The organism is Facklamia sp. P9177 (genome assembly GCF_050409585.1).
In the GTDB taxonomy this organism is placed as follows: Bacteria; Bacillota; Bacilli; order Lactobacillales; family Aerococcaceae; genus Facklamia.
The window spans coordinates 1-23,028 of the sequence record NZ_JBNUPE010000020.1 but is presented as its reverse complement, the minus strand read 5'-3'; the positions used below and the strand labels follow the sequence as shown (position 1 = coordinate 23,028).

The window sequence follows — 23,028 nt, the reverse complement described above, 5'->3', positions numbered from 1 at the left end:
CATAGGCTAACAAATAATCCTTAGAGTTTATTATTTGAACCTTTCCTTGATTGACAAGAAAGCTAACTCGATCACCAGGAGCAATTCCCATAAGATCCCTTACCGCCTTTGGAATCGTCACCTGTCCCTTAGCCATTACCTTTGCATTTTCAATAAAAATATCCATTAGACCCCTCCTACTTTTCCTACTTTTAATTATACTGAATATATGATGAAAAAACAAGAAGGTCTGATTGTTAATTAGCTTTCTTTTTTTCTTGTTTAACTATCTCTTTTACTATGGCTTCCAATACATCTACCACAATTGAATTACCAGCTTGCTTATATAAAATACTTGAAGTGCAGTTTTTTCTTCTTGGATGGGTCTTTTCAAGTATATCTATATCTTTATCATCAAAGCCCATTAGTCTTAAACATTCCCTTTCTGTTAAATACCTAAATTTTCCATCTCCTATATCAATAATTCCTGAATTAGGAACTCTAACTTGCTTGGTAGAAATGGTGTAGGCAAAATCTTTAATTACTTGTAGCCTTCCCTTAAAATTTTTATTTCGAGGTTTGTCAGATAAATAAGATAGAATTGAGGGTTGTCTAACTGTATATATGTCACTAACATCTTCTTCTAAAAATTCCTTTAAGGGTCTTGTCTTTCTTTTTCTTAAGTTCTTAAATGAAAAGTTATTTTCTTCAAGACAACTAATAACAAAAATTCTCTCTCTTTTTTGAGGAATACCAAAGTCCATAGCACTTAGAATTTCATATTTATTTTCATAACCTAATCTTTCCATCTCTTCTAGGTAATGAAAAAAGGAAGCTTTCATATTTTTATCGAGAACTCCCTTTACATTTTCCCATATAACCCACTTAGGTTTTATCTTCATTTCATCAATTACCCTAATAGTCTCAAATAAAAGACTAGATCTAGTCTTACTATCCTTTGCACCTCCTCTCTTTTCTCCTATCCTTGAAAAATCCTGGCAAGGACTACCATGCATTAATAGGTCAACCTCTATCTCTGGTGCTTTATAATCTCTAATATCCTTTACTTGATAATTTTCTGAGTAAAGGGCATTATAACTTTTTGCACAGTTTTTATCATTTTCTACATAGTCAAGCACTTCATAATCTAATTTAAGGTTAATCAGGGCTTTTCTTATTGCTCCTATACCTCCAAATAATTCTAAAACTCTTATTTTTTCTATTTCTATCACCTCCCCAAAGTAAAAAAGGAACAAGATTACTTGTCCCCTTAATCTTTAATCCTCTATTTTGTTTTTATATTTATTGATACTGTTTTTTATTTCTCCTTCAATCTCACTTAAAAACTCTTCTTTTGATAATTTCCCTTTAGCAATATCACTTAGTTTCATCTCCCAGTTAGCCGTTGTTTCAGCTGATTTAAATTCTTCACCTACAATGGCAACTAGGGATACCCCCTTATGGGTTGAAATAAGATTTTTCTTATCTCTTTCAATGAAGCCTTTATAAATCAAATTCTCAATAATCCCTGCTCTTGTGGCTGGTGTTCCAATTCCCTTTCTTTCAACTTCCACTTCTTTGTCTAGTGCCTTATTACCAGCAATTTCCATTGCTTTTAAAAGACTGTCCTCTGTATAGGCTTTTGGTGGTTGGGTATATTTTTCATTGATTAATCTTTCTTCTACCTCATAAATATCTCCTTTTTTAATGACTGGTAGGTTCTTTTCATTCTTTTTTTGCGATAAATCAAATTGCTTAAAACCTTCTTCAATAATCGTTTTTCCACTTGCTGTAAATTCCATACCATCATAGACATAAATAACCTTGGTCATACTTTCTACTAAAGACTTAGAGGCTGACATCAGTAACTTAGCTTCAATTAATCGATAAATTTTCTTTTCATCTTCCGAAAGCTTTTTAAAATCAAAGTCAAGTGTTGCTTCAGTCGGGATAATAGCATAGTGATCACTTACCTTTTTTGAATCGAAGATCGATAAGAAGTTCTTTTCATCAATTTCTAAATCACTTTTTAACATAAAGAGATATTTATCTACTTTTTCCTTCATATCAATGGTTAGATATCTACTGTCTGTTCTTGGATAAGAGATTAATTTTCTCTCATAAAGTTTTTGGGCTAAATCTAGTGTTTCTTTAGCAGAAAAGCCATAGATTTTATTAGCTTCTCTTTGAAGGGTGGTTAAGTCATATAATTTATCAGGCTTGGTTACTTTTTCCTTTATGATGACATCATCAATTTCTATCTGGTCATCAATTAAATTTCTTAACTGCTTGGCAATTTCTAAACCATCAATTCGTTGCGTACTTAAACTAAAGTCCTTAAGTTTAATTTCTACTGTATAATACTTTTCTTTTTTAAAGTGTTCAATCTCCTGATCCCTAGTAACAATCATATTTAGGGTTGGTGTTTGTACTCTTCCTACTGAATAGTTTTGCTTGTAAAGGCAAGAATAAAGGCGAGATAAATTCATCCCAACTAACCAGTCTGCCATGGCACGAGCCTTGGCTGATTCATACAAGTTCTCATACTTTTCTCCATATTCTAACTTGTAAAAGCCTTCTCTAATAGCCTGATCTTCCATGGAAGATATCCATAATCTTTCAATTTTCTTCTTACACTTTACATAGTCATAGACATATCGAAAGATAGCCTCTCCCTCTCGTCCAGCATCACAGGCATTGACAATAGTCGTAACATCACTTCTTGCCATTAATTTCTTTAAATTATTAAACTGCTTCTTTGTTCTAGGATTGATTTCATACATATATTCCGTGGGTAATATGGGTAAATCTTCAATCTTCCATTTAGCATATTTCTTATCATATTTATCAGGACTTGCTAGCCCCACTAAATGTCCTACACACCAGGAAACATAAAAGCCATTACCTGAGTAATATCCATTGTTTCTTTTATTAGCTCCAATTACCTTGGCAATAGTCAAGGCGACACTGGGTTTTTCTGCAATTACTAATCTCATTTTTTCCCTCCATAAATTAAAAAAGAGCGAAGAATTCCTCCTTCGCTCAAGATTTCTCCCAAATCATATATCATATTCGGGAAAGTTTTTTAGATTCTAGTATTTTATTTTTTCTTACAATAAATCTTCTGTATCAATCTCTTCTTCAGCTTCTATTAATTCATCATCTTCATCTTTTTCATCATCTGTTTCGGCTTCATCAAAATAATCTTCTTCATAGTCTTCTTCAAATCCCTCTAATTCACTGGCTTCTTTGCCCTTTATGACCTTAAAGTAATATCCTGCACCAATTACTCCACCAACTACTAGAAGAAGTAGGAAGTATGTTCCTGCTGAGGATTTTTTCTCTTCCTTAGCAGGTTCTTCCTCAACTTTTTCAACAACTTCTTCCTTAACAGGAATGTCTTCTTTTTCTTCTTCTTTCTTACTCTCTACCATATTTAAAAGATCATCTTCTGAAACCTCTGTAAGAAGCATAACATTTTCACTTTCTTCGTCATGGTTGATAATTAGGTGGAAGCTTTTTCCATTCTTAGTGGTAAAGGTCACAAATTGACGAGCGTCTGCTGAATAATCAAGTCCCTCAGAATCGCCACGATGAATTGGATAGTCATTATTAGCATTATCTACATTTTCCTCGACTGTTGCTCTTGCCTTAGACGGAGCACTTGCCACGCCTTTATTGGTATTGACCGTTTTGCCATCCGATGTTTCTACTGGATTAACTGGAGCTTTTGCTGTTGACTTGTTTGGATAGCGAACATCTTTTACTTCATTAGCCTTAGACTCATTAGAGCTATCATTTGTTCCACTAACTTCTGGTTTTTGATTAGAATCCTTTGAACTGGTAGTATGTTCATTGATTGGACTTGTCTTTGCTTGAGAAGAAGCTTGTAAAGGCGATGAAGATAAACTAGCTTTATTGTTAGAAATGTTTTTTAACTCATTAATCTTTCCTTCCATCTCTTTATTTAGAGAAGTTAATTGGCTATTTTCTTTGTTTTTTAATTCTTCATTTGTCTTTAAATTTAGCTTCTCCTTTAAGTCCTTAATCTCCTTGTCTAGATTACTGATAGTTTTATTTTGTATTTGGTTAACTTCCTCCTTGCTTTTAAGTGACTTTTCTAACTCCTCTAATTTCTTTTCTAAATCCTTAGATTTTGATTTTAGTTTTTCATCTTCCTTATCTCCCAAATCTTTAAGTTTCTTATTTAAGTCTTCTAATTTATTTTCTAAATCTTTTATCTTATTAACTAAGTCCTTATCTTTTTCCTTATTAAGCTGTTTAGTTTTCTCATCAAGTTCTTTTTTAAGTTTGTCTAACTTAGCCTTTAAGTCCTTAATTTCTTTTCCCTTTTCAAGGTCACTATCCTTAGTAGAAGCTAAATCCTTTTCTAGTATTTCAATCTTTTTCTTATACTCTTCACTAGTCTTTGTCATTTCTTCTAAGTCTTTCATTGTTATATCCGTTTGACTTGAAGCGTCTTTTTTATCTTCCTCGGTTTGAGTTTCTTGGTCTTTTTTAAGATAGGCAACTGTTCTTTCAATTAAATCTTTCCCATCGCCCTTGACCTCGTATAGTAAAAATCCATCCATAAATTCCATATCATCTGAAATCATTGGTAGGTCTCCCCCATCTAAGATAGCTCCAATCTCTGCCTGGATAACCTCTTCTTTATAAATACTTTTATCTTCAAATAGATATCTGATTTTTACATCTACTTTTGTTTGACTTGCCTGATCCTTACTTTCTTTAGGGTCTGTTTGGGTTGACTGATCCTTGCTATCTTTAGAATCTGTTTGTGTTCCTATATCTGTTGTTGCTTTGTCTACTGTCTGTGTTCCACCTGACCATTTATGTGGATTATAAATTGTAATTGTTCCATTATAGTGGTGTTCAGAACTTCTAAATGATAACTTCACCATTTCAATATCATCATTTGGAAAACTTATGCCCCCATCCTCTTCTACAATTAAGTCTTTATAATTTTGAATGCCCAGTTTGCCATTAAATCCTAGCTTCTCAATATAAAAAGGATTTTGTTTTGGACGAAATTCAGCCTTCTGATTCCCAATAATTCCTGCTCCTGTATTGTGAAATTTTATACCTTCCGGTGCAGTTATTTTTCTAAGAGAGTTACTATAAAATGCTCCTCCTTTTATATCTTTTACACTGGTAGGAATAACCAGCTCTTCTAAATTGTTTTCAAAAAACACGCCACCTTCTAATACTTGTAATTGATTAGGAATATTTAATTTTTTAAGTTTATTTCCCCTAAAGGCAGCTGGTCCAATTTTTCTGATACTGTTAGGCAAAGATAGCTCTTTTAAATTGTTGCTATAAAACGCCCAGTCACCAATTTCTTCTAAATTAAGTGGTAAATCAATCCTTTCTAAATCACAGTATGAAAATGCATTGCTATCTATTTTTCGAACTGATTGAGGGATAACTACCTCCTTTAGTTTTTTACCAGCAATCATATCTCTTGCTGTGTAAGAATCATTGCCAAAATATTCCTTCATAACATACTTATTACCAATAATCCTTGTCCCATCTAAAAATTCAATTCTTTTTGTCCTTTCTACTTTTTCAATTCCGCTTTGACTTAAACCTATTACATGACTATTATCCTCCATGTAATACATAAAGTCTTCCTTGTTCCAGGCTTCATTCTTAGCTAAAGCACCAATCGAGCTAGTAAGTGTTGATAGGGCAATAATTAGTGCCAAAAATCCTAATTTAAGTTTTTTACTCATTGTTTTCATTATTTCTATTCTCCTTTTTATCTTCCTTAATTTTTTTCATCAAATCTTCTAGTGTTATTTTGTTTTTTCTACAAATTGCTATAATTTCTTGATCTTCTAATTCCTCCTCTTCTAATAACAAAAGCCCTAACTCTTCTTGGAGTAGGGCTATCTTTTTATTGGTTTTACTTATTTTACTTCTAACTGTTTTTAGTCTTCGACTCATAAATCTTCCTCCTATCTTGGTCGACCAAATGCATAAAAGTGTTGTTTCCAATAATTTGAATTAATACTTGTATATTGGATCGGATCTCCTGCGTGAATCATCATGCCATTTCCAGCATAAATTCCTACATGAGAAATCGGTGAGCCACTATTATATGTCCCACTAAAGAAGATAATATCTCCAAGTTTAGCTTCTGATGGACTAATATGGGTACAATAATTGGAATAAATCATCTGTGCTGTTGTTCTAGGCATATTTTTAATCCCTGATTTTGTAAATGACCAACAGACAAAGGATGAACAGTCAAAGTTGTTCGGCCCATTTGCTCCAAAGACATATCTCTTTCCAATATGTTTTTCAGCCTCTGAGAATAACTGTCGAACACTTGCATCATCAAAGGCAAGTCCTGGATTGCCAAAGTTTGGATTGTTGATAATTTCAGACAAATCTCCTGAACTTGAACCAAAAAAGTCTCCCATATTACCCCCACTAGCTAGTAGGGCTTCATAGTGAACAATATTATCTGGATAGTCTGCTAGAATTTCTCTTACCACGCTATCCATTGAACGAGTCTTTAGGTTTGCAATAAAAATCTTATACTCATAAGGTTCTTGAACCCTTACTCGATACCTATTACCATTACTATCGATTCTTGTTTCATATTTTGTTCGATAGCGAATTTCTGTTTTTGTTTCATAACTAAGGTCATACATCTTTTCAAATAACTCTTTTAATATATCCTTAACTTCATCTACTGATTCAAAACCTCCATATCTAGAAGTAATGTAGGACAACAGTTCATGAGTATTATGATAGATTTCTCCGTCCTTATTAATGATGTATTCATCGTAACCAGGATGGGCTGATTCAATATTATCTAGCTTATCTTGTAGTTCTTGCTCCATAAAGGAAAAGTGTTGATTGACTTCTGTTAAGACATTAGGCTCTGAAAGATAGGATGTGGCAAGGGTAGAGCTTGCTGTATTCATAAAGCCTGACATGGTTGAACCACCAAAACTTATGATAAATGTTCCTAAGACAATGATTCCAACCAGACCTATTAAAATTGCCTTAGACTTTCTTACTACCATTTCTCTGGCATTTTTAAAAAGACCGAGCAAGTTTTCCTTTACTCGATCTCTGAATCTTGTTTTATGCTGTTTATTAATTTGTGCCTTCATCTGTCTTCTTTTTTGAAACTTCTTATAGGCACTTGCCTTTTTATACTTATCACTTGCCCTTGCCCTTTCAAGTTCTTCCCTAAAATCAAGCTTGGACTTTTTCTTTCTAATTATCTTATCTTGACCTTGTAGGTTATAAGCCTTTTTTGCCTTTCTCTTATTGAGATATTTTTGCTGTTTATGAATAAGCTTTGAACTAGCATCCGAAAGTTTTTCACCACTTTCAACCCCAGCATTTTCGTCACTTCCACTTGATAGATAATCTCTTGCAACTTCCTGACCTTTAGCAACTCCTAGAAGTAAGGCACTATTGGTCTTTTCTTTTTTAAGCTTTTTATTAAAATCTTTAGCTTGTTTGTTTTTCTTTTTTCTATCCTCAACGACTTTCTTACCCTTAGTTTGATCCTTCTTTGAATCTTTGCTTCTGGTATATTTTTCATCAGAATAGTTTTTTCTCTTATTATTTTTCTTTTGATAAAGCTTCTTTTTATGAGACTTATCTTTACCTAAGTCGTCTAAGTCAAAGGTTGATTTAAGATAGTCGCTATCTCTAAAGTCATGGTCATATCGGTCGATAATTCCGTCATTATCAAGGTCTTTTCCTAATGGGTCATAGACATCATCTGTTGACTTCTTATAGCTTTCTTCTAGTTTTTTCTTAGAACTTTTTACTTCTTCCTTTCTTCTAAAATCCTGACCAATTTTTCTTTGTTTAGCTTTTTTGGTTTGTAAAACCTCTTGATGATTTTTTTCTTCTTCTTCCACATCATAGGTGGATTCAAAGTAATCACTATCCTTAAAGTTATTGTCATATCGATCAATTATCCCATCATTATCTGTATCTTTTTCTAGTGGATCATAGACTTCTTTTAACTCATTTAACTGAGATACTCTATATTTTTGCCCCTGTCTTCTAAAAGCCTTTTTCTTATCCTTTTTATTAGAAAAAGGCTCTCTATCATTTGAACTTAAGCCTTTTCTAACTTCTTTTATTTCTTCTTGTCTTATTTGTTTATCGGACTTTGTTTTCTTATTATCAAAACTTTTATTTTTTCCTAATTCTTGTTTAGAAAAAGAGCCTTCATTTTTATAATCGGATAGAGATCTCTTCTCCTCCCTAATTTGTTCAAGCTCCGAATGCTCTCGATGTCTTCTTTCCTTTTTATTTTCAACGACATCTGAAGTAACTTGTCTTTTACTTGTTCTAATTTTTCTTTTATCTTGAAACCTCTCATTATCCTTAATAATTTTCCCCAGATAATCGTCTCCATGTTTAAGCTTTGATTCCTCATTTAGATTCTTTCCTTGTTCCCTACTTAATCTTAATTTTTCATCAAAACTCTTTTTCCTTTTCTTTTTCATCTACTTCACCTCTTCAGGCTTAGTGGTCATCTTTTCATAAAGAATCGTATCTTTAGGAAACTTATCAATAAAGGGAACAATGGTATTGCCAAAAAAGACTAGACCTTCTCCCGCATTAGAGTTGGTTACATATCTTAGTTGGGGAGAAGATATTTTAAGCTTAGAGGCTAGTATATCTCGATCCCCTGGTGCTTGATTAAGCATGAGAACAAAGTCTGTATTATCAAAAATATTTTCTATTTCCTTACTTCCCAATAAATCTTTAATGTTCTGAGTAATTCCTGTGGGTATCCCTCCCCATTTTCTAAATCGCTTCCAGATTTCAACAGAATACTGGGCTGTTTGTTCATCTTTTAAAAGCAAATGAAATTCATCAATGTAGTATCTAGTCGACTTACTTCCCCTATTTTGCGACACCTTATTCCAAACCTGGTCTTGTATAACAAGCATTCCTATTTTCTTTAATTGCGTTCCAAGTTCCTTAATATCGAAACAAAGTAACTGCTTATTTAAATCCACATTAGAGTGATTGTTAAAGACATTAAGTGAACCTGTCACATAGATTTCCATTTCTGTGGCAAGTTTTCTTCCAACCGTTTCTTCCTGGGTGCGAAGCATATCGTACAAGTCTTCTAAGATAGGCATATTTTCAGGCTTAGGATCTTCAAAATACTTCTCATAAATTTTAGGTAAACATCTATCTATTACCGATTTTTCAGCAGCCGTTAATCCAGATCCTCCAACAACAAGTTCTAACATGGACATAATAAAGTTTGCCTTATCCTTTAAGGGAGCATCTCCATCCCCATAGTTCATATTGATATCTAGAGGATTTAAATAGTCCTTAGACTTAGAACTAATTTTAATTACTTCTCCATTAAACTGTTTAACAAGACTTCCATATTCTCCCTCTGGATCACAGATAATGACATCATCATCTGTAACTAATATGGCATTTGCCATTTCACGCTTGGCTGAAAAAGACTTACCAGAACCTGGTGTCCCTAAAATCAAGCCATTTGGGTTTTTAAGAAGCTTTCTATCGGCCATTATCAAGTTATGACTTAGGGCATTTAAGCCATAGTAAAGGCTATTTGATGAATCAATAAATAATTCTTCTGTTGTAAAAGGCATAAAAACTGCCGTTGATGAACTGGTTAGTCCTCTATTAATTTCAATTTGGTTAACTCCTATTGGTAGGATAGAAACTAAACCTTGTTCCTGTTGATGATCTAAGCTTTTTACCTTACAGTTGTGTCTATTGGCAATAGAAGAAATTTGTGCCAAAGTGTTTTCTAACTTTTGAATAGTTCTAGCAAAGTTCATAAAGACTATGGTCACAATAAACATACGCTCATCACGACTTTGGAGGTCTTTTAGTAGGACTTTAACATCTTCTCCATAGGTGTTAATATCTGATGGAATGATATCCATGTCATAACCTGCACGAACTGCCTTTTTCTGTTCTTCAATTTTCATCTTATCAATATCGGTGTTTTTTCTCTTAACCATCTTAATGGCTTCTGATTGTTCAATGGATCTGATATGAAAGGAAATATTAATATTATCGTCAATATCTAAAAACTCCGCCAGCATTCGATCAGATAGTTCACTGGCAAGTATTTGAAAATGACTGGTTGCTCCGATGTATTTGCCAAACTTAAAATATTTGCTTGGTACAAAGTTAAATTCATCGGGAACAATAAAGGACTTACTGGTCTTTTTCTTAGTAATATCCTTATATGAAAAATCAAATGACTTATCAGGATTTAAAATGTCATGGATAACCTTTAGTCTTTCTTTTCCATTTAGACTTTCTGCCCTTACTCCCATACTTTTTAGGTTGGATAAGATATCAATTTCTATCCTTTCAAGCATGGCAACTGCTTGTTCTAGCTTATCAGCTTCAACGGTAAAGGTAATATACTTGGATTTTTTAAGTCCATTATTTCCCTTAGCTAGTTGATTTTTAAGCATTTGTCTAAATTCTTTTCTTACTTCATCATAGTCATCTCCCTTATCAGGAATTTTTATAGCATCTTCCATTTCTTCATTTCGGCCTAACTGGTTAATATATGAAAACTCAATCCCAATACTTGGGTCAAATGAATTTAGGAAGTTAGCAAACTGGTTAAAGATTAAATCTCGATCTTCTTCTAAAGCCAGTTGGTAGTTAATGTCTTCAAAAGAAATAGTTTTATTAAAATGTCTTTCATCTATCTGACAAACCCCATTTTTTAACATTCTTAGATAAGGTATGGTATCTTCTACGGTGTATCTTTTCTTCTCTTTCTTAAACAAAAAATCCAATACCCCTGTCTTACTTGGCATTGGACTTTGTTTTTGATTCTTTCTCTGACTTTTCAAATCCCTTTTTTGTTCTCTTAGGGCTTGCTTGTTTCTTTTTAGTGTTTTTTCTTGCATTTTTATTTTTCTGTTCATTTCTTAGAACCTCCTTTCTGACTCTTTTACCAGGCTGATAAAACTTGTGAAGGTAGATATATTTAAAATACTGTTCAAACCTTAAACCATCTTTTTCAAACATGGTCACAAAAAAGATCGGTAGAGTTGCAAGTATCATAGTAATTACTGCTATATCATTTGGTACAAATTTTCTAATGGATAAATAGACAGGAAAACCCACCAGCCCAGCCAAGGTAAAGCCAATTAATTGTCTTTTGGTTAAGTTAAAGGCAACTTTTGTTTTGACCTTATTTAAGTCTTTAGGTATTGGTACATAAGCCATAAGAATCCCCCATCTTATTTAATCTCCGCTAGTTCTTCCATGTGAGTATAGACACTAGCAAACTCATCAACTAATTCATCTAAACGATCTTCCATTCTTTTATTCTTCTCATGCTGATAAACCATAAGTGCTTCACTTGAATACTTTAGCTCTCTTATTTCATCTTCCAGTTTTTCTATCTGGTTTTTCTTTTTGATTTCATTCACTATCCAGCCAAGACCAGCTACTATTGCAGTTGCTAATAACATTATTTTTTTCTTTTTATTCATATATTTTCCTCCTAATGTGAATTCATAACACTTTTAGCAAGTGTTCCACTCTTTAACATCATCAAACCAAGTAATAGGGAGTAACCTAGTACCATAAAAATACTTTGATGAATATCTGTTATTTCTATTGTTTTAATTAATACGGCATAAATACCAAGGCATACCATTAAAAACAAACCTTGAAGTCCAATAGCAAACAAACCCTTAATATAGTTTGTCCCTATTTGTCCCCACTCTTTATTGCCCATAGTAGCAAAGGGTATAGCTGAAACCGATGAGTAAACATAGATTTCAAACATACGCCCATAAACGACAAGCATGATGACAAGAGAAACAATCTGAATGGCTATTTTAACCAACGAAGTTTCTACAAGAATCATTAGTAGCTCTCCTACATCTTTTTCATTTAACTGCTCAACCATTGCAACTATTTCATCAGGAGAAACAGTAGCAGAAGTATTAATTACTCCTGCTGCCTGACTCACTAGATGTTGGGCGACATCAAAGACTGCCATTGAAAATTGAAAGGCATGAGAGACAAGCCACACAGCTATCCACATTTTGATAATATATTTAAAGAACTCAAAGGTATCTGTGTCATGCATATTGTTCTTTTGCATCACCAGATTAATAAGTTCTATACATAAAACAGCTGTAATGATTAAACCCGCAATGGGAATGATAACCGAATCATTTATGCTTTTAATAAATGAAAATACCTCGCCGTTCCATCCCATTGGGGTTTGACCAATATCTGTAGCTAGTTCTCCCACTCTTGAATTGATGTCAATAAACATATCTTCAAGGTTTGTTTGGATACCTCCGATTAAAAGTTCTTTAAAAAATTCTGTTATCTTATCGAAAATTCCAAACATATATCATTCTCCTTACTTCAATACATTTGCCAGTAACGGAATTAGCTTCAATCCGATTAAGACAATCCCTCCTCCTGCCATAAGTTGTTTGATTCCTTGTGATTTTGCACCAGGGTTGTCATTACCATAACCTTCCATTAGGTTAATAACTCCCCAAGCTCCAAGTCCTGCTCCTACTGCCATAACTAATACCTTTAATACATCTACTGCTTGTGTAAAAAATTCCATTGATTATTCCTCCTCTTTTTTATCTTTCTTTTCTATTTTGTTATATGCTTTCACGACAAAATTCTTATAGGTCTTTCCTTGATGTTCTCTTGTCTTAAAGTAGCCAAAGACATGGATCAAGTCGCCTTTTTCAAAGCTTTTTGCTGTTTCAACCTTTTCTCCATAGGCAGAACAGTTGATATATTCTTTGTCCTTTCCATATTTCTTTACAAGGCTAAAATTTGCGACCTCTACTTCTTCTCCTTCTCTTTCAAAGCTTGTAAACTCAGGTTCTTTCACAAGATTTGCGTTAATATTAATCATTTCTCTTTCCATAAACTTCTTTCTTCTCCTTTTCTTGAAATAAAAAAAGCGACTGGATTTTTCTTTTCCAATCGCTTATGTGTCCTATTATATTTTTACCTTGCCTATCTAGTAGGGCTTCTTATCCTATTCATCTTTACCTCCTGATTTAAGGTACAAAAAAAGACAATAGATTTTTATTTCTATCATCTTATTCTTTAAAGTATTAAATTATACTTTCTACAAACTGAGACCTATTATATTTTTTTGATTGGATGCCTAATTACTGTCTTTAGCTTATTTGCCTCAACTTTTCTTGCATCACTTAAATAGATCTCATGATGCATTCGTTCGTCTGTTATATCTAAGGCATACCCTTCGCTGTCAATATATTCATGCATCATTGAAACAGTAGCTGGCTCACTGTCATAAGGTCCTATATGCATACACTGTACGCATAGTCCTTCATCATATGTCATGAATTCTACCTTTGAAAAATCTGTTTTCTTTTTCTTGGTAGCTTCAGAAACAGCCCAGTCAAAATCGGTTTTTTTAACAAAATCAGGTAGGCGTATAACTGAAATCCACTTAAAATTTTCCTTATGTGCATAGTCTACACCATTAATTCCATCCTGCCACCAAAATCCTTCAAGTGGCGGTACTACAAAGTCAAAATATCCGTCAATCTGGTGGGTCCCTTTTTTGCTCATTTTAATTGTATACGCTATACCATAGAGCAATCCTATTGATTGCTTGTACTCACCATCTTCTGAATTAGGATCTCCACTTCCTCTAACGGCTATATAATTCATGCTTGGTACTGTAACTATACTAGGTTTACTTTTTGGAACATAAAATTCCTTAAATTCTTTTTTATAGTCAAAAGCCATTGTATCATCTCCTCTATAAATTCTTATTTATATTAATTATATCATTAAACCTTTATTTTAAACTAAATTCTAATCACTTTTGTATTTGCCTTTAGCTTCGGCTTATCCTTTCTTCCCATGTATTTTTCAACATCAAAAGCATTTCTCTTGTCATAATCTTCTAACATCTTATAATTCTTGTGCTTTGTAATGTCATACTTGTCAGATAGAAACGGTCTAACGCCTCTTAATTGTAGTATACACTTGCTACCATCCATTACAGTTATCTCGTCCTGGCTCATTAAATCTTTGCCTGTCTTTTGATAGTTCAATCCAAAACTCTTTTGTGTTGACCTGTTTTCTGAAGTGTTATAAAGATCTATGGTTTCTTTACCTAAGCTCTCTGATAGTTCTTTAAGAGTTGTTTTTTCTTTTCCACCCAAGAAAATCATAGAATCACAGTTGCCAATAATGGTATCGGCGTGATCCTTATAAATTGCTTTTAGCTGAGATTGAGCTTGTAGGATAATACTTGCTGAAATTTCCCTTGAACGAATGGTGGCAATCAGCTTTTCAAATTTTGGAATAAGACCGATATTGGCAAACTCGTCTAATAAGAATCTAACATGAATAGGTAATCTTCCGCCATATATATCATCTGCCTTATCACATAGTAGGTTAAATAGCTGAGAATACATAATGGAAACGACAAAGTTAAAGGTATCATCTGTATCAGAAATTATTACAAAAAGTGCTGTCTTCTTGTCCCCAATGGTATCTAGGGCTAGGTCATCTTCTTTCATCAATTCTCTTAATTCCTTAATATCAAAAGGAGCTAGTCTTGCTCCACATGAAATTAGAATGGACTTAGCTGTCTTTCCAGCAGCTAACTTGTACTTTCTGTATTGTTTCACTGCAAAATGTGTAGGGTCTTTCCTTCCTAATGCTTCAAATAAGTGATCAATTGGATTCTTAAAGCTCTCATCATCTTCTCTAACTTCTGAAGCGTCAATCATATCTAGTAGGGTGGCAAAGTTCTTTTCTTCTCTTGGTGCTTCATAAAATATATACCCAATCAGGGCTGTATAATAGAGTTTTTCCGCTTTGACCCAAAAATCCTCACCTGCTTTTTCCCCTTCTCCCTTGGTATTAGCAATGATTACATGTACCAATTTGAGTATGTCTTTTTCACTTTTTAAATAGGCAAAGGGATTATATTTCATAGACTTTTTGAAGTTTATGGTATTTAGTACTTTAATATCATAACCATTTTTTTCTAACATCTTGCCACACTCTATTACAATCGTCCCTTTAGGATCAGTTACAACATAGGATGAGTGCATTTGCATAAGGTTAGGTTTTACATAAAATCTTGTTTTACCTGAACCAGAACCTCCCACAACCAGTACATTTTTGTTTCTAGCATATTTTGGATTCTTAGGTCTGGAGTTCATTGTTAGGCTTTCGGTTTGAGTAAGAATCACATTATTTTCAAATTTAGGGTCAATGTATGGCTGTATATCTTTTTTATCTCCCCATCTTGCAGATCCATACTCTCTCCCCTCTCTAAACTTCTTGGCATTTTTACCTTTTGAATAGACAATAAATTTAATTAGTCCACCAAATGCTATACCTATGATTAAATCTTTTGGATGAAGACTTGGGATATAGTTTATTTTTCCTATTTCAATAATGGCTTGAAAGATTCGGTCAATCACATCTCCTCCTATATATCCTCTTACATGGTGGGAGAATATATTTCCTAAATAGAAAAACCCTAGATAAGGAAGTAAATGAATTACAAACTTTTTAGGGTCATCTATTTTTATTAAATTTTTTATATCTTCTAAAATCGCCTTAATCACAATTTAAACCACCTCCTAATAGAATTAAAAAGTATTTCCTACCTTTGGGTGTTATCATAGTCTGTATTCCTAAGAGTGAATTATCCTCCCTGTACCATTCTTTAATTTCAAAATATCCCTTGTTTCTATGAGAATATGGTAAAAGTCTTCCCTTTTTATCTCGATAGATATATTTTTCTTTAATTAAAAAGTCAATGAAGACCTTTTGAGGTAGGTGGAGTTCTTTGGCTGTATTTCTAAAGTTAGTTAAAAGATTTTTATCGACTAACTTATCATAATAATTGGCTTTTGGTTCAAGTTCCTTAATTCTTTGAGTCTTTTCTGCAATCACATTGTTAGCTACCAATATGGCTTGAGCTAATAATTCCTCATTAGATAGATTCTCTTGTCCCTTTATATATCCACCATGTTTCCTAATGCTTGGAAGAACTTCTTTTGTCACCCAGTTCTTAAACTTCTTCGCTTGTGGAAGTTTTGAAGATAGGATGAGGGAATAGAGACCTGATTCATTAATAATTGGTGTTTTCTGCATTCTCCCGATGGAATCCTGAATTGGGATTTCATCTCTATCTTCTATATCAACATGATCTTGGACTGCTTTAGTTCCTCTAGCATAACCTAACATCTCTGCCACTTCTTTTCCAAAAAAGAAAAACTCACCGTCTTTTTCAATAACAGTGAGTTCTCCAAATTCCTGATTATTAAATTGTAAAATATTGCTCATAGGCTCTGCTCCTTCTGTTTATTCTTAACCTTATCCTTATCTATGGTATTTTTAATTTTCTCCTTGAATTGATTTATTTGCTTATTAATGGACTCTTTTCGATCATGTTTTTTCTCAGACTTTTCAACCGCCTTATTAAAGGCTAACTCCATCATTTTTAAATCTCTGGACTGGAAAAAGACTGTATGCTCTCCTGTCTTCTTATCCCTCATTACAGAGAACTTGACTCCATACTTATTTAATTCTTTTCTCAATTCCTTTAATTCTTGATCCTTGACTGGAATTTCTTCTAATTGCCCTTTCTTTGCCATATCTTTTAGCTTTATTTCATTGCCTTCTTTTTTGATATATTTTTCTAATCCACCGTGTTTCTTAGCTTCTTTAGATATCTTTTTTAACTGCCTTAGAATAGCTCTTGCCAATGATTTTAATGCCCTTACTTGAACACTAATTGTTCTGTTACTTACTTCTTCGTTAATCATCTCCCACCACCTCCATAAAGAAGTGTTTCTTTTACACTTTCTAGTTTTTCTTGTTGTATGTTTCTTCTAATATCTTTTCCCACCACCATAACTGGAATACACATTTCTAAGATTCTCGAATAAATTCTTTGGTATTCAATGTCATTTTCTCCATGAGTGATTGTTTCTAAAGCTAAGTTAGTAGTTATGATCGTTGGCTTTTGTTTCAAATACCTAGAGTTAATAATGTTATAGACCTGTTCTTTGGCATAGGAGGTATCTCTTTCAATACCTAAATCATCTAAAATTAGAAGGGGAACATTGGCTAATTTCCCAATATATTCATTCTTATCTAATTGGAAGCCCCCGATTTGAATATCGTTAATAATTTCAGCGAAGTTTTTGATTAAAACTCTTATTCTTTCTTCTTCGATTAGATGGTTTGCAATGGCACTGGCTAGATAAGATTTACCACTTCCCACACTTCCATAAAAGAGTAAGCCGATGTTTTCCTTTTTCATCTGACTAAATTCTTTAGCAAAGTTCTTGGCGATAATATATGGTTGGGTGGGACTTCCTCTAAAATTATCAAAGGTATACTCCCATTGAACTGGCGATTTAAAACAAGCTCTCTTTAGTCTGTTAATTTCTTCTTGCTTTAGTCTTTCTTCTCGTGCTTTCTTTTCTTCTCTTTTACAATGGCACTCTCTAGGAAATATTTTTGAATGAAGAAACTTGATTGGATTTATATCTAATCTCTCATGACATTTTTTACAATAAACCATGCCGTCCTTTATATATTCTTCCTTTTCGTTAAAGGGATAGCTGGGTTCTTTTAATTCTAATTCTTTTTTCATAGATGAACTCCTTTCTCATAGTCTGTTTTTCTTACTAGTGATTTTTCTTTTTTATTGCCTTGATCTTGATAGAACCAAGAAAGAATGGTTGCCTTATGGTCTTTATAACTCCTACCAGTGCTTTTCATATAGGCTGATAATCTTTCAATATAGTTGTCTAACTGATAGGGGATTTCTTCTCTTAACGCCTGAATCTCTGTATCTCTTAAATAAACATTTTGAAATCTACCTAAAGCCTGGGTCTCCCCCCTCTTATTCTTATTACTAATATCAGTCTTAATATAATTAGTATTACTTCCTTGTAGTTTTTTCACTTCTTGAAGTGAACTTTCTTCATTTCTGAAATGTAAATTCTTCACTTCTGAAGTGTAGTTTTTACACTCGGCATTTACTGCCGTCATAAAATCTTTCACATAGATTAAATTAGGCTTGCCTAGTCCTTGTCTTTTTCGTTCGATTAATCCTATCTTTTCTAACTCATCTAATACCTTAACTGAGGTCTTATTGGACTTGTTTAACACTTCCATCACCTGATCAATAGTAAAGATGATATAGACTCTTTTTTCCTCATCTAGCCAGTTATTTTTTGCAGATAAGCTGGTTCGTTCTAATAAACAGGAATAAAGTATTTTGGAGTCAGAGGACAAGTTCTTAAAGATGTCCCCACTAATTAAAATCTTAGGTAGCATATAAAAGCTATATCGATCCCCATCTCGATTATAAAAGTAATCAAATTCCATCAAGCACCTCCTTTCTTGCATAAAAAAAGACGATAGAGTTTTTATTTTCTATCGTCTAGTATGATGTTTATTAAATTTTATTGGTTTTATACGCTAGAATTATTTACCATTTAATTGAACTTGAGTATTAGCAAGTAAATCTCCCAAATGTCTTTTGTCTTGTCTTAGAAGAGCCATTAACAACAATAGTAGTCCACATGTCATACTTACAATAGACAGCATAATTGATAAGGTATCAAAGTTTGTATATATGCCATGAATTGTAGAAATATGTCCTAACTGCCAGGGTAAAAATTTTATGCCATTTCTTATTAGGCTGGCTTTAATAGATTTTTCCTTATAAACAAGGGTTAAACCAACTTTTCTTTTTCCGAAACTTCCATCTTTTGAATAGTCTAAATAGGAAAAAATCAGAATGATGGGAATTACTGATGTCAGGATTGAAATGAGTTGAGCTTGTAATTCATTCATTTCAGGTATCCCTTTAAAGAAAAATATATAGACTGACATAGCTATCCCAAATAAAAGCACCAGATACAAAAGAATAACCAGATAATCAAAAAATAATTCCTTCACTCTTTTTCTTATTGGTATTGTATTATTTTTATTGATTATCATAATTTTTATCCTCTCATATCCCCATAATATCAAATTCATTACCCATTAACCTTTTATATTGCCTTTATACCCTCTTTCAATAGAACTATTGGCACAATTACCAAAGCTCCAATTAATGGTAGCCCGTAAGGACTAAACAGGTAGGTTAAAAAGATTCCTTGTATTCCTGTTCTTGTATCTCCTTGTATAAATGCCCAAACTGTTCCTATTAGGACAAGTAGCATTACAAGATACAAAACTCCTGTACCAATTTCTAAAAGCATAGTTAAAAACAATTCGAGTAATGTCAAAATGATTTGAACAGGAAGTAGAATAATCCTGAATAATATTCTTATTATTTTCATCTTAACACCTCATTTCAAATTTATACTTTCTTCTATCTTCTCTCACACTATCCTCCAACACTGATGTGTTCCTTAGAAAAATCTTTCTAAAAAAATCGTTCTAAGCAACACACCAATGTTTTTTTATTTTTGATAGAGCCTTTGAAACCCTTATATCATCGTATCTATTTGCCGTTGTCACAATTATAACATGAGACCCACTGGTTGGTTCATCTAACAGCAATATTTTAGGTTTAAACAGCATCGCTCGCGCAATCGCAACACGTTGCTTTTGCCCACCACTTAATTCTGCTACGCGCTGGTCAGCGAATTCTAGAATATCTAATTTTATTAACACATCTGTTATAGCCGCATCATCAAAATCGCCTGCATTTTTTAAATTATCAAGAACACTCGAACCCTCCGTGAGTTTATAATCTTGAAAAACCAGCTGTAAATCCCTATTTCTTATGGTTTGCCAGTCTTTTTGCTTTAATTCTCGGACATTTCGTTCAAATAAATAATAGTCGCCCTCATAATCAAAATCTATGCCAAAAATAATATTTAAAAGCGTTGTCTTGCCTGAACCACTCGCACCAATGACCGTATAAATCAATCCGGATTGTTCTATGTTAAAGTCTAATTGATGAAAAATTTCTCTCTTTCCATATTTTTTATTGATATTACTAAGTTTTATCATAGCATCCCCCTTAAAGACCACTATAACTATAAAACAGACTAAGTTTTCTATTTAGACAAGCTAATAAATCATATTAATGTTTTAGCTATTAAACCAAGGGTCATGGACTGGACTAGAAGTGATAACTTCTCCATATCTATCCAATGCCGGTTGTCCCCAACATACGTGAACATCACTCTTATTTTTTCCTATGCGAACCGTCTTGGTACCAATAATATCACCATTTGCCCGCATTACTCTTAGAGTAAAGGTCGTTACACTTGAACGGTTTACAGAACCTGTTTCAGAAACACCATTTGCATCCCACTGAATAACCGATTTCCAATGACCAGAGGCTGCAAGTACTGGAACTGCTGTTCCAATAATGCAAGAAAAAACAGCGGCACTCATAAGGGCAGTTATAATTCTTTTCTCCATAATCATTTTCTCCTAAAAAATGATGAGATAGTTAAGAAAACTTAGTCCGTCCTCATCTATATCGTAGTATTTTGCCCTCAGTCAAGCGTTTACATTTTTTAAACTATCGCCGAACAAAACCAAATTACAAAATTTATTATCAATTCAATGAATTTTCTTTGTTTTTTTGGACATTATAGTCTGGGGAATTTATTAATCTAGTAAGATTCTCTAAATCTCGTACTTGGTACTCATACTCATTAATAAATTTATTTAATCGTTTCTGAGTAACTTCAATATTTTTCTGCACCTGCTTCAGCTTAACACTTGCTATCAAATTCATCTTCGCATAATCATATCTTGCCAATCGTCTGCTCTCAGGGTATGAGTTATTGAGATTGAATAGGACTCAGTAACCTTGCTGAGATGAGCGACCTTATCCTGCAAATCCATGATGATCAAATCTAGTTGAGCGATACCCTTGATTAACTCGTCTTTAACTTCCTGATAAGACTGGTTAAAGTTAAATCTCCTTGTAATTCCACCATTATTCTTCTTAGAGCGGTACCAGCTTGAGAGGATTTAATACCCGCATTAGCCATCAAGCCAATCGCCAAAGCCGTATCATCTATGGTATCGGTTACAATATCTGAAGTCAGTGCTAAATCTTCGCCAGATGCAGTAGCTAAGTTCATGATCCCGTCAATACCACTAATCATGTCTTTAGTTTCCCATTAAAGCACTCTCTAAATAATAGTTAGGCTGTTTTCCTTTCTAATGTTTTTGTTATTAAGATTTTCATAGTCATTACATTCACTCATAACGATTTCAAAAAGGGTAACTATATATTTCTTTGACCCTATCGAAAAGAAAACGATAATCATCCCTTTCACTTCATAAAACTTTATCTATAACTTACTAAACTAAGTCTAAAAAATCATAGACATGATCTGGCAATAAGATTGCACCCTCTCTTTTATTATATAGATCTTGCAATTCTTGATTTACATTCTCTTTGTTAAAGTCTTGTCCAATACTTGGATTCCATTCGCATAACCTTTTAAATTCTTTGCTATCGGGTGTTTTTGATAACTCACGAAGATTCTCTAGTCCTCCAACACCACCACAATCTTCGGGAATATTCTCACCTTTAGAAGCAACCACCTGAGGAAAAATGCCCCCATTAGCTACATCTTCTTTCATCAAAGTAATCTTAAATTCCCAATTATCTCCAAAATCATAGGTATAATTGATTGAACTATATTCGTATAAATATGGGAGAACAAGTGTTTTTTCAGCGTCTTTTTTTATAAGGTTAGCTATTGCATCACTAAAATCATAATCACGGCTAATCTCTAAATCAATCTCTAATTGAGTACCATATTTTTGGAAACTAAATAAATGTCTATCTTCTAAACCAAAAGCACATTGAATAAAGCAATGTAACTCAAAAAAGGTCGTCCTATCTGGCACAATCATATTTCTCCAAATAGCAGGATTCTTAATCCCTACCAACTGTACTTTTAACTGAATCATCATCATCTCTCCCTTTCTTTTACTAAGTCTTTTTAAACTGTAGTTAAAATCCTGCAATTACATAGTTACTTATTTCATAGTGCATTATTATAAGATTAACTACCTTTACTAAAGAAAACGTTCTAGTGAGTCTGCTAATCTATGAAGTATCGACACAAATTTAAAAAGAAAGACTCATTTTTATGGATGTAACAAAGCGGTTCTTATAATCCAGATGTTTAATCTGCTTTCAAACCAATTATACTACAAATTCAGTCCTTTGAATATGCTCGACCTATTAAAACGGCTTTAAACACCTTTATCCGCTATAAAACTATGTCGCTAATGCTATTGAACTACCTTACTCCAACGCCAAACTGGAAGCAACTAACAAACTCATCAAAGATATTAAGCGAAATGCCTTTGGCTATAAAAACGACTCCCATTTCAAAAAAGAATTCTTTTAATATCAAAATTATATGTGTCAGGAAGAAATCGAGTAGGAGGCTAACCATTAGTTGACTAGCCGACTTCTCATACCCCCGTACCTACGGTTCCGTATACGGCGGTTCCCTAGTTTACACACTCTTTAGTATAATAGCCGAGCATTGACAGGTAGCCTGGCTTGGCTATTTCTTCTTTGGTTAGCACTGAGTTTAGCATTAGTGCAGCTCGCCACGTGGCTTTTCTGCAATTCGCCATTTCATGCACTTTCCAAAGCGGTATCCCAAATTTCTTTATCCTCTTGTATCTTGTTCTGACTTTCTTCCACTGTTTCCAGTATATTTGCCTTACTCTTCTCCTAAGCCATTCATCCATACGTTCCAGCATGGATTTCATATCCGCCATTGAGAAATAATTTATCCATCCTGCGATAAACTTGTTCAGTTTGGATTTCCTTACTGCATTTGACCCTCCATTACTTCTAGATGTTAGCCTTTTCAGTTCACTTTTCATCTTATCTATTGACTTCTGATGAACTCTAACCCTACATTTTCCTTTTGTAATATAGAAGCTATAGCCTAGATACTTAACTTTCGTTATATGTGCTACCTTGCTTTTATTTCGATT

26 protein-coding genes and 1 pseudogene are annotated in these 23,028 nt (G+C 33.4%); 1 reads left to right on the top strand and 26 read right to left on the bottom strand.

Features of this window, described 5'->3' with window-relative positions; all coding sequences use genetic code 11:
- The 25 genes from ACQV18_RS08655 to ACQV18_RS08535 form a co-directional block, all read right to left on the bottom strand.
- A partial coding sequence (locus ACQV18_RS08655) for an AbrB/MazE/SpoVT family DNA-binding domain-containing protein (RefSeq protein ID WP_428892624.1) occupies positions 1-136 on the bottom strand: 136 nt, incomplete at its 3' end.
- 100 nt (positions 137-236) lie between these two features.
- On the bottom strand, positions 237-1,211 hold the full coding sequence (locus ACQV18_RS08650) for a DNA cytosine methyltransferase (protein ID WP_428892943.1): 975 nt from the start codon (positions 1,209-1,211) through the stop codon (positions 237-239).
- Positions 1,212-1,256: 45 nt separating this feature from the next.
- Positions 1,257-2,975 (bottom strand): DNA topoisomerase 3, encoded by a 1,719-nt coding sequence (locus tag ACQV18_RS08645; RefSeq protein WP_428892942.1) that lies wholly within the window; start codon positions 2,973-2,975, stop codon positions 1,257-1,259.
- Between the two features lie 114 nt (positions 2,976-3,089).
- Positions 3,090-5,741 (bottom strand): leucine-rich repeat protein, encoded by a 2,652-nt coding sequence (locus tag ACQV18_RS08640; protein ID WP_428892941.1) that lies wholly within the window; start codon positions 5,739-5,741, stop codon positions 3,090-3,092.
- Complete coding sequence (locus ACQV18_RS08635; protein ID WP_428892940.1) at positions 5,725-5,946, bottom strand: conjugal transfer protein; 222 nt, start codon at positions 5,944-5,946, stop codon at positions 5,725-5,727. Before ACQV18_RS08635 ends, ACQV18_RS08640 begins: the two co-directional genes overlap by 17 nt.
- Positions 5,947-5,957: 11 nt before the next feature.
- Positions 5,958-8,489, bottom strand: a complete 2,532-nt coding sequence (locus tag ACQV18_RS08630) for a CD1108 family mobile element protein (protein WP_428892939.1) — start codon at positions 8,487-8,489, stop codon at positions 5,958-5,960.
- Entirely contained in the window at positions 8,490-10,913 is a 2,424-nt protein-coding gene (locus ACQV18_RS08625) for a VirB4-like conjugal transfer ATPase, CD1110 family (protein ID WP_428892944.1), read from the bottom strand.
- Entirely contained in the window at positions 10,810-11,235 is a 426-nt protein-coding gene (locus ACQV18_RS08620) for a PrgI family protein (RefSeq protein WP_428892938.1), read from the bottom strand. Before ACQV18_RS08620 ends, ACQV18_RS08625 begins: the two co-directional genes overlap by 104 nt.
- A 14-nt stretch (positions 11,236-11,249) precedes the next feature.
- A complete protein-coding gene (locus ACQV18_RS08615) occupies positions 11,250-11,504 on the bottom strand; it encodes a hypothetical protein (protein ID WP_428892937.1) in 255 nt (84 codons plus the stop codon).
- An 11-nt stretch (positions 11,505-11,515) separates the two neighbouring features.
- Positions 11,516-12,379 (bottom strand): VirB6/TrbL-like conjugal transfer protein, CD1112 family, encoded by an 864-nt coding sequence (locus ACQV18_RS08610; protein ID WP_428892936.1) that lies wholly within the window; start codon positions 12,377-12,379, stop codon positions 11,516-11,518.
- Positions 12,380-12,391: 12 nt separating this feature from the next.
- Positions 12,392-12,607, bottom strand: coding sequence for a Maff2 family protein (locus ACQV18_RS08605; protein ID WP_428892935.1), 216 nt, complete (start codon positions 12,605-12,607; stop codon positions 12,392-12,394).
- Positions 12,608-12,610: 3 nt separating this feature from the next.
- Positions 12,611-12,922 (bottom strand): single-stranded DNA-binding protein, encoded by a 312-nt coding sequence (locus ACQV18_RS08600; protein WP_428892934.1) that lies wholly within the window; start codon positions 12,920-12,922, stop codon positions 12,611-12,613.
- Positions 12,923-13,146: 224 nt separating this feature from the next.
- A complete protein-coding gene (locus ACQV18_RS08595; protein ID WP_428892933.1) occupies positions 13,147-13,779 on the bottom strand; it encodes a GyrI-like domain-containing protein in 633 nt (210 codons plus the stop codon).
- Between the two features lie 62 nt (positions 13,780-13,841).
- Entirely contained in the window at positions 13,842-15,623 is a 1,782-nt protein-coding gene (locus ACQV18_RS08590) for a VirD4-like conjugal transfer protein, CD1115 family (RefSeq protein ID WP_428892932.1), read from the bottom strand.
- Entirely contained in the window at positions 15,616-16,347 is a 732-nt protein-coding gene (locus ACQV18_RS08585; protein WP_428892931.1) for a BRO family protein, read from the bottom strand. Before ACQV18_RS08585 ends, ACQV18_RS08590 begins: the two co-directional genes overlap by 8 nt.
- On the bottom strand, positions 16,344-16,829 hold the full coding sequence (locus ACQV18_RS08580; RefSeq protein WP_428892930.1) for a PcfB family protein: 486 nt from the start codon (positions 16,827-16,829) through the stop codon (positions 16,344-16,346). The genes ACQV18_RS08585 and ACQV18_RS08580 overlap by 4 nt, the downstream gene beginning before the upstream one ends.
- Entirely contained in the window at positions 16,826-17,665 is an 840-nt protein-coding gene (locus ACQV18_RS08575; protein WP_428892929.1) for an ATP-binding protein, read from the bottom strand. Before ACQV18_RS08575 ends, ACQV18_RS08580 begins: the two co-directional genes overlap by 4 nt.
- Complete coding sequence (locus ACQV18_RS08570) at positions 17,662-18,405, bottom strand: replication initiator protein A (RefSeq protein ID WP_428892928.1); 744 nt, start codon at positions 18,403-18,405, stop codon at positions 17,662-17,664. The genes ACQV18_RS08575 and ACQV18_RS08570 overlap by 4 nt, the downstream gene beginning before the upstream one ends.
- Before the next feature lie 99 nt (positions 18,406-18,504).
- Positions 18,505-19,023, bottom strand: coding sequence for an RDD family protein (locus tag ACQV18_RS08565; protein WP_428892927.1), 519 nt, complete (start codon positions 19,021-19,023; stop codon positions 18,505-18,507).
- A 53-nt stretch (positions 19,024-19,076) separates the two neighbouring features.
- Complete coding sequence (locus ACQV18_RS08560; RefSeq protein WP_428876202.1) at positions 19,077-19,367, bottom strand: CD1845 family protein; 291 nt, start codon at positions 19,365-19,367, stop codon at positions 19,077-19,079.
- Positions 19,368-19,467: 100 nt separating this feature from the next.
- On the bottom strand, positions 19,468-20,046 hold the full coding sequence (locus ACQV18_RS08555; protein WP_428892926.1) for an ATP-binding cassette domain-containing protein: 579 nt from the start codon (positions 20,044-20,046) through the stop codon (positions 19,468-19,470).
- An 81-nt stretch (positions 20,047-20,127) separates the two neighbouring features.
- Complete coding sequence (locus ACQV18_RS08550; protein WP_428892925.1) at positions 20,128-20,463, bottom strand: hypothetical protein; 336 nt, start codon at positions 20,461-20,463, stop codon at positions 20,128-20,130.
- Between the two features lie 139 nt (positions 20,464-20,602).
- Positions 20,603-20,809, bottom strand: a complete 207-nt coding sequence (locus ACQV18_RS08545) for a helical hairpin domain-containing protein (protein ID WP_428876092.1) — start codon at positions 20,807-20,809, stop codon at positions 20,603-20,605.
- Between the two features lie 118 nt (positions 20,810-20,927).
- The gene (locus ACQV18_RS08540; RefSeq protein ID WP_428873545.1) at positions 20,928-21,161 is read right to left on the bottom strand and encodes a hypothetical protein; all 234 of its coding nucleotides are present in this window, start codon (positions 21,159-21,161) and stop codon (positions 20,928-20,930) included.
- A 199-nt stretch (positions 21,162-21,360) separates the two neighbouring features.
- Positions 21,361-21,978 (bottom strand): plasmid pRiA4b ORF-3 family protein, encoded by a 618-nt coding sequence (locus ACQV18_RS08535; RefSeq protein WP_428873544.1) that lies wholly within the window; start codon positions 21,976-21,978, stop codon positions 21,361-21,363.
- Positions 21,979-22,257: 279 nt separating this feature from the next.
- On the opposite strand from ACQV18_RS08535, the pseudogene ACQV18_RS08530 reads away from it, so the two are divergent.
- Positions 22,258-22,424, top strand: a pseudogene (locus tag ACQV18_RS08530) (transposase); the annotation flags it as partial.
- 106 nt (positions 22,425-22,530) lie between these two features.
- On the opposite strand, the gene ACQV18_RS08525 reads toward ACQV18_RS08530, so the two are convergent.
- Positions 22,531-23,028, bottom strand: a 498-nt coding sequence (locus ACQV18_RS08525; RefSeq protein ID WP_428892924.1) for a group II intron maturase-specific domain-containing protein, incomplete at its 5' end; no start/stop codon positions are given.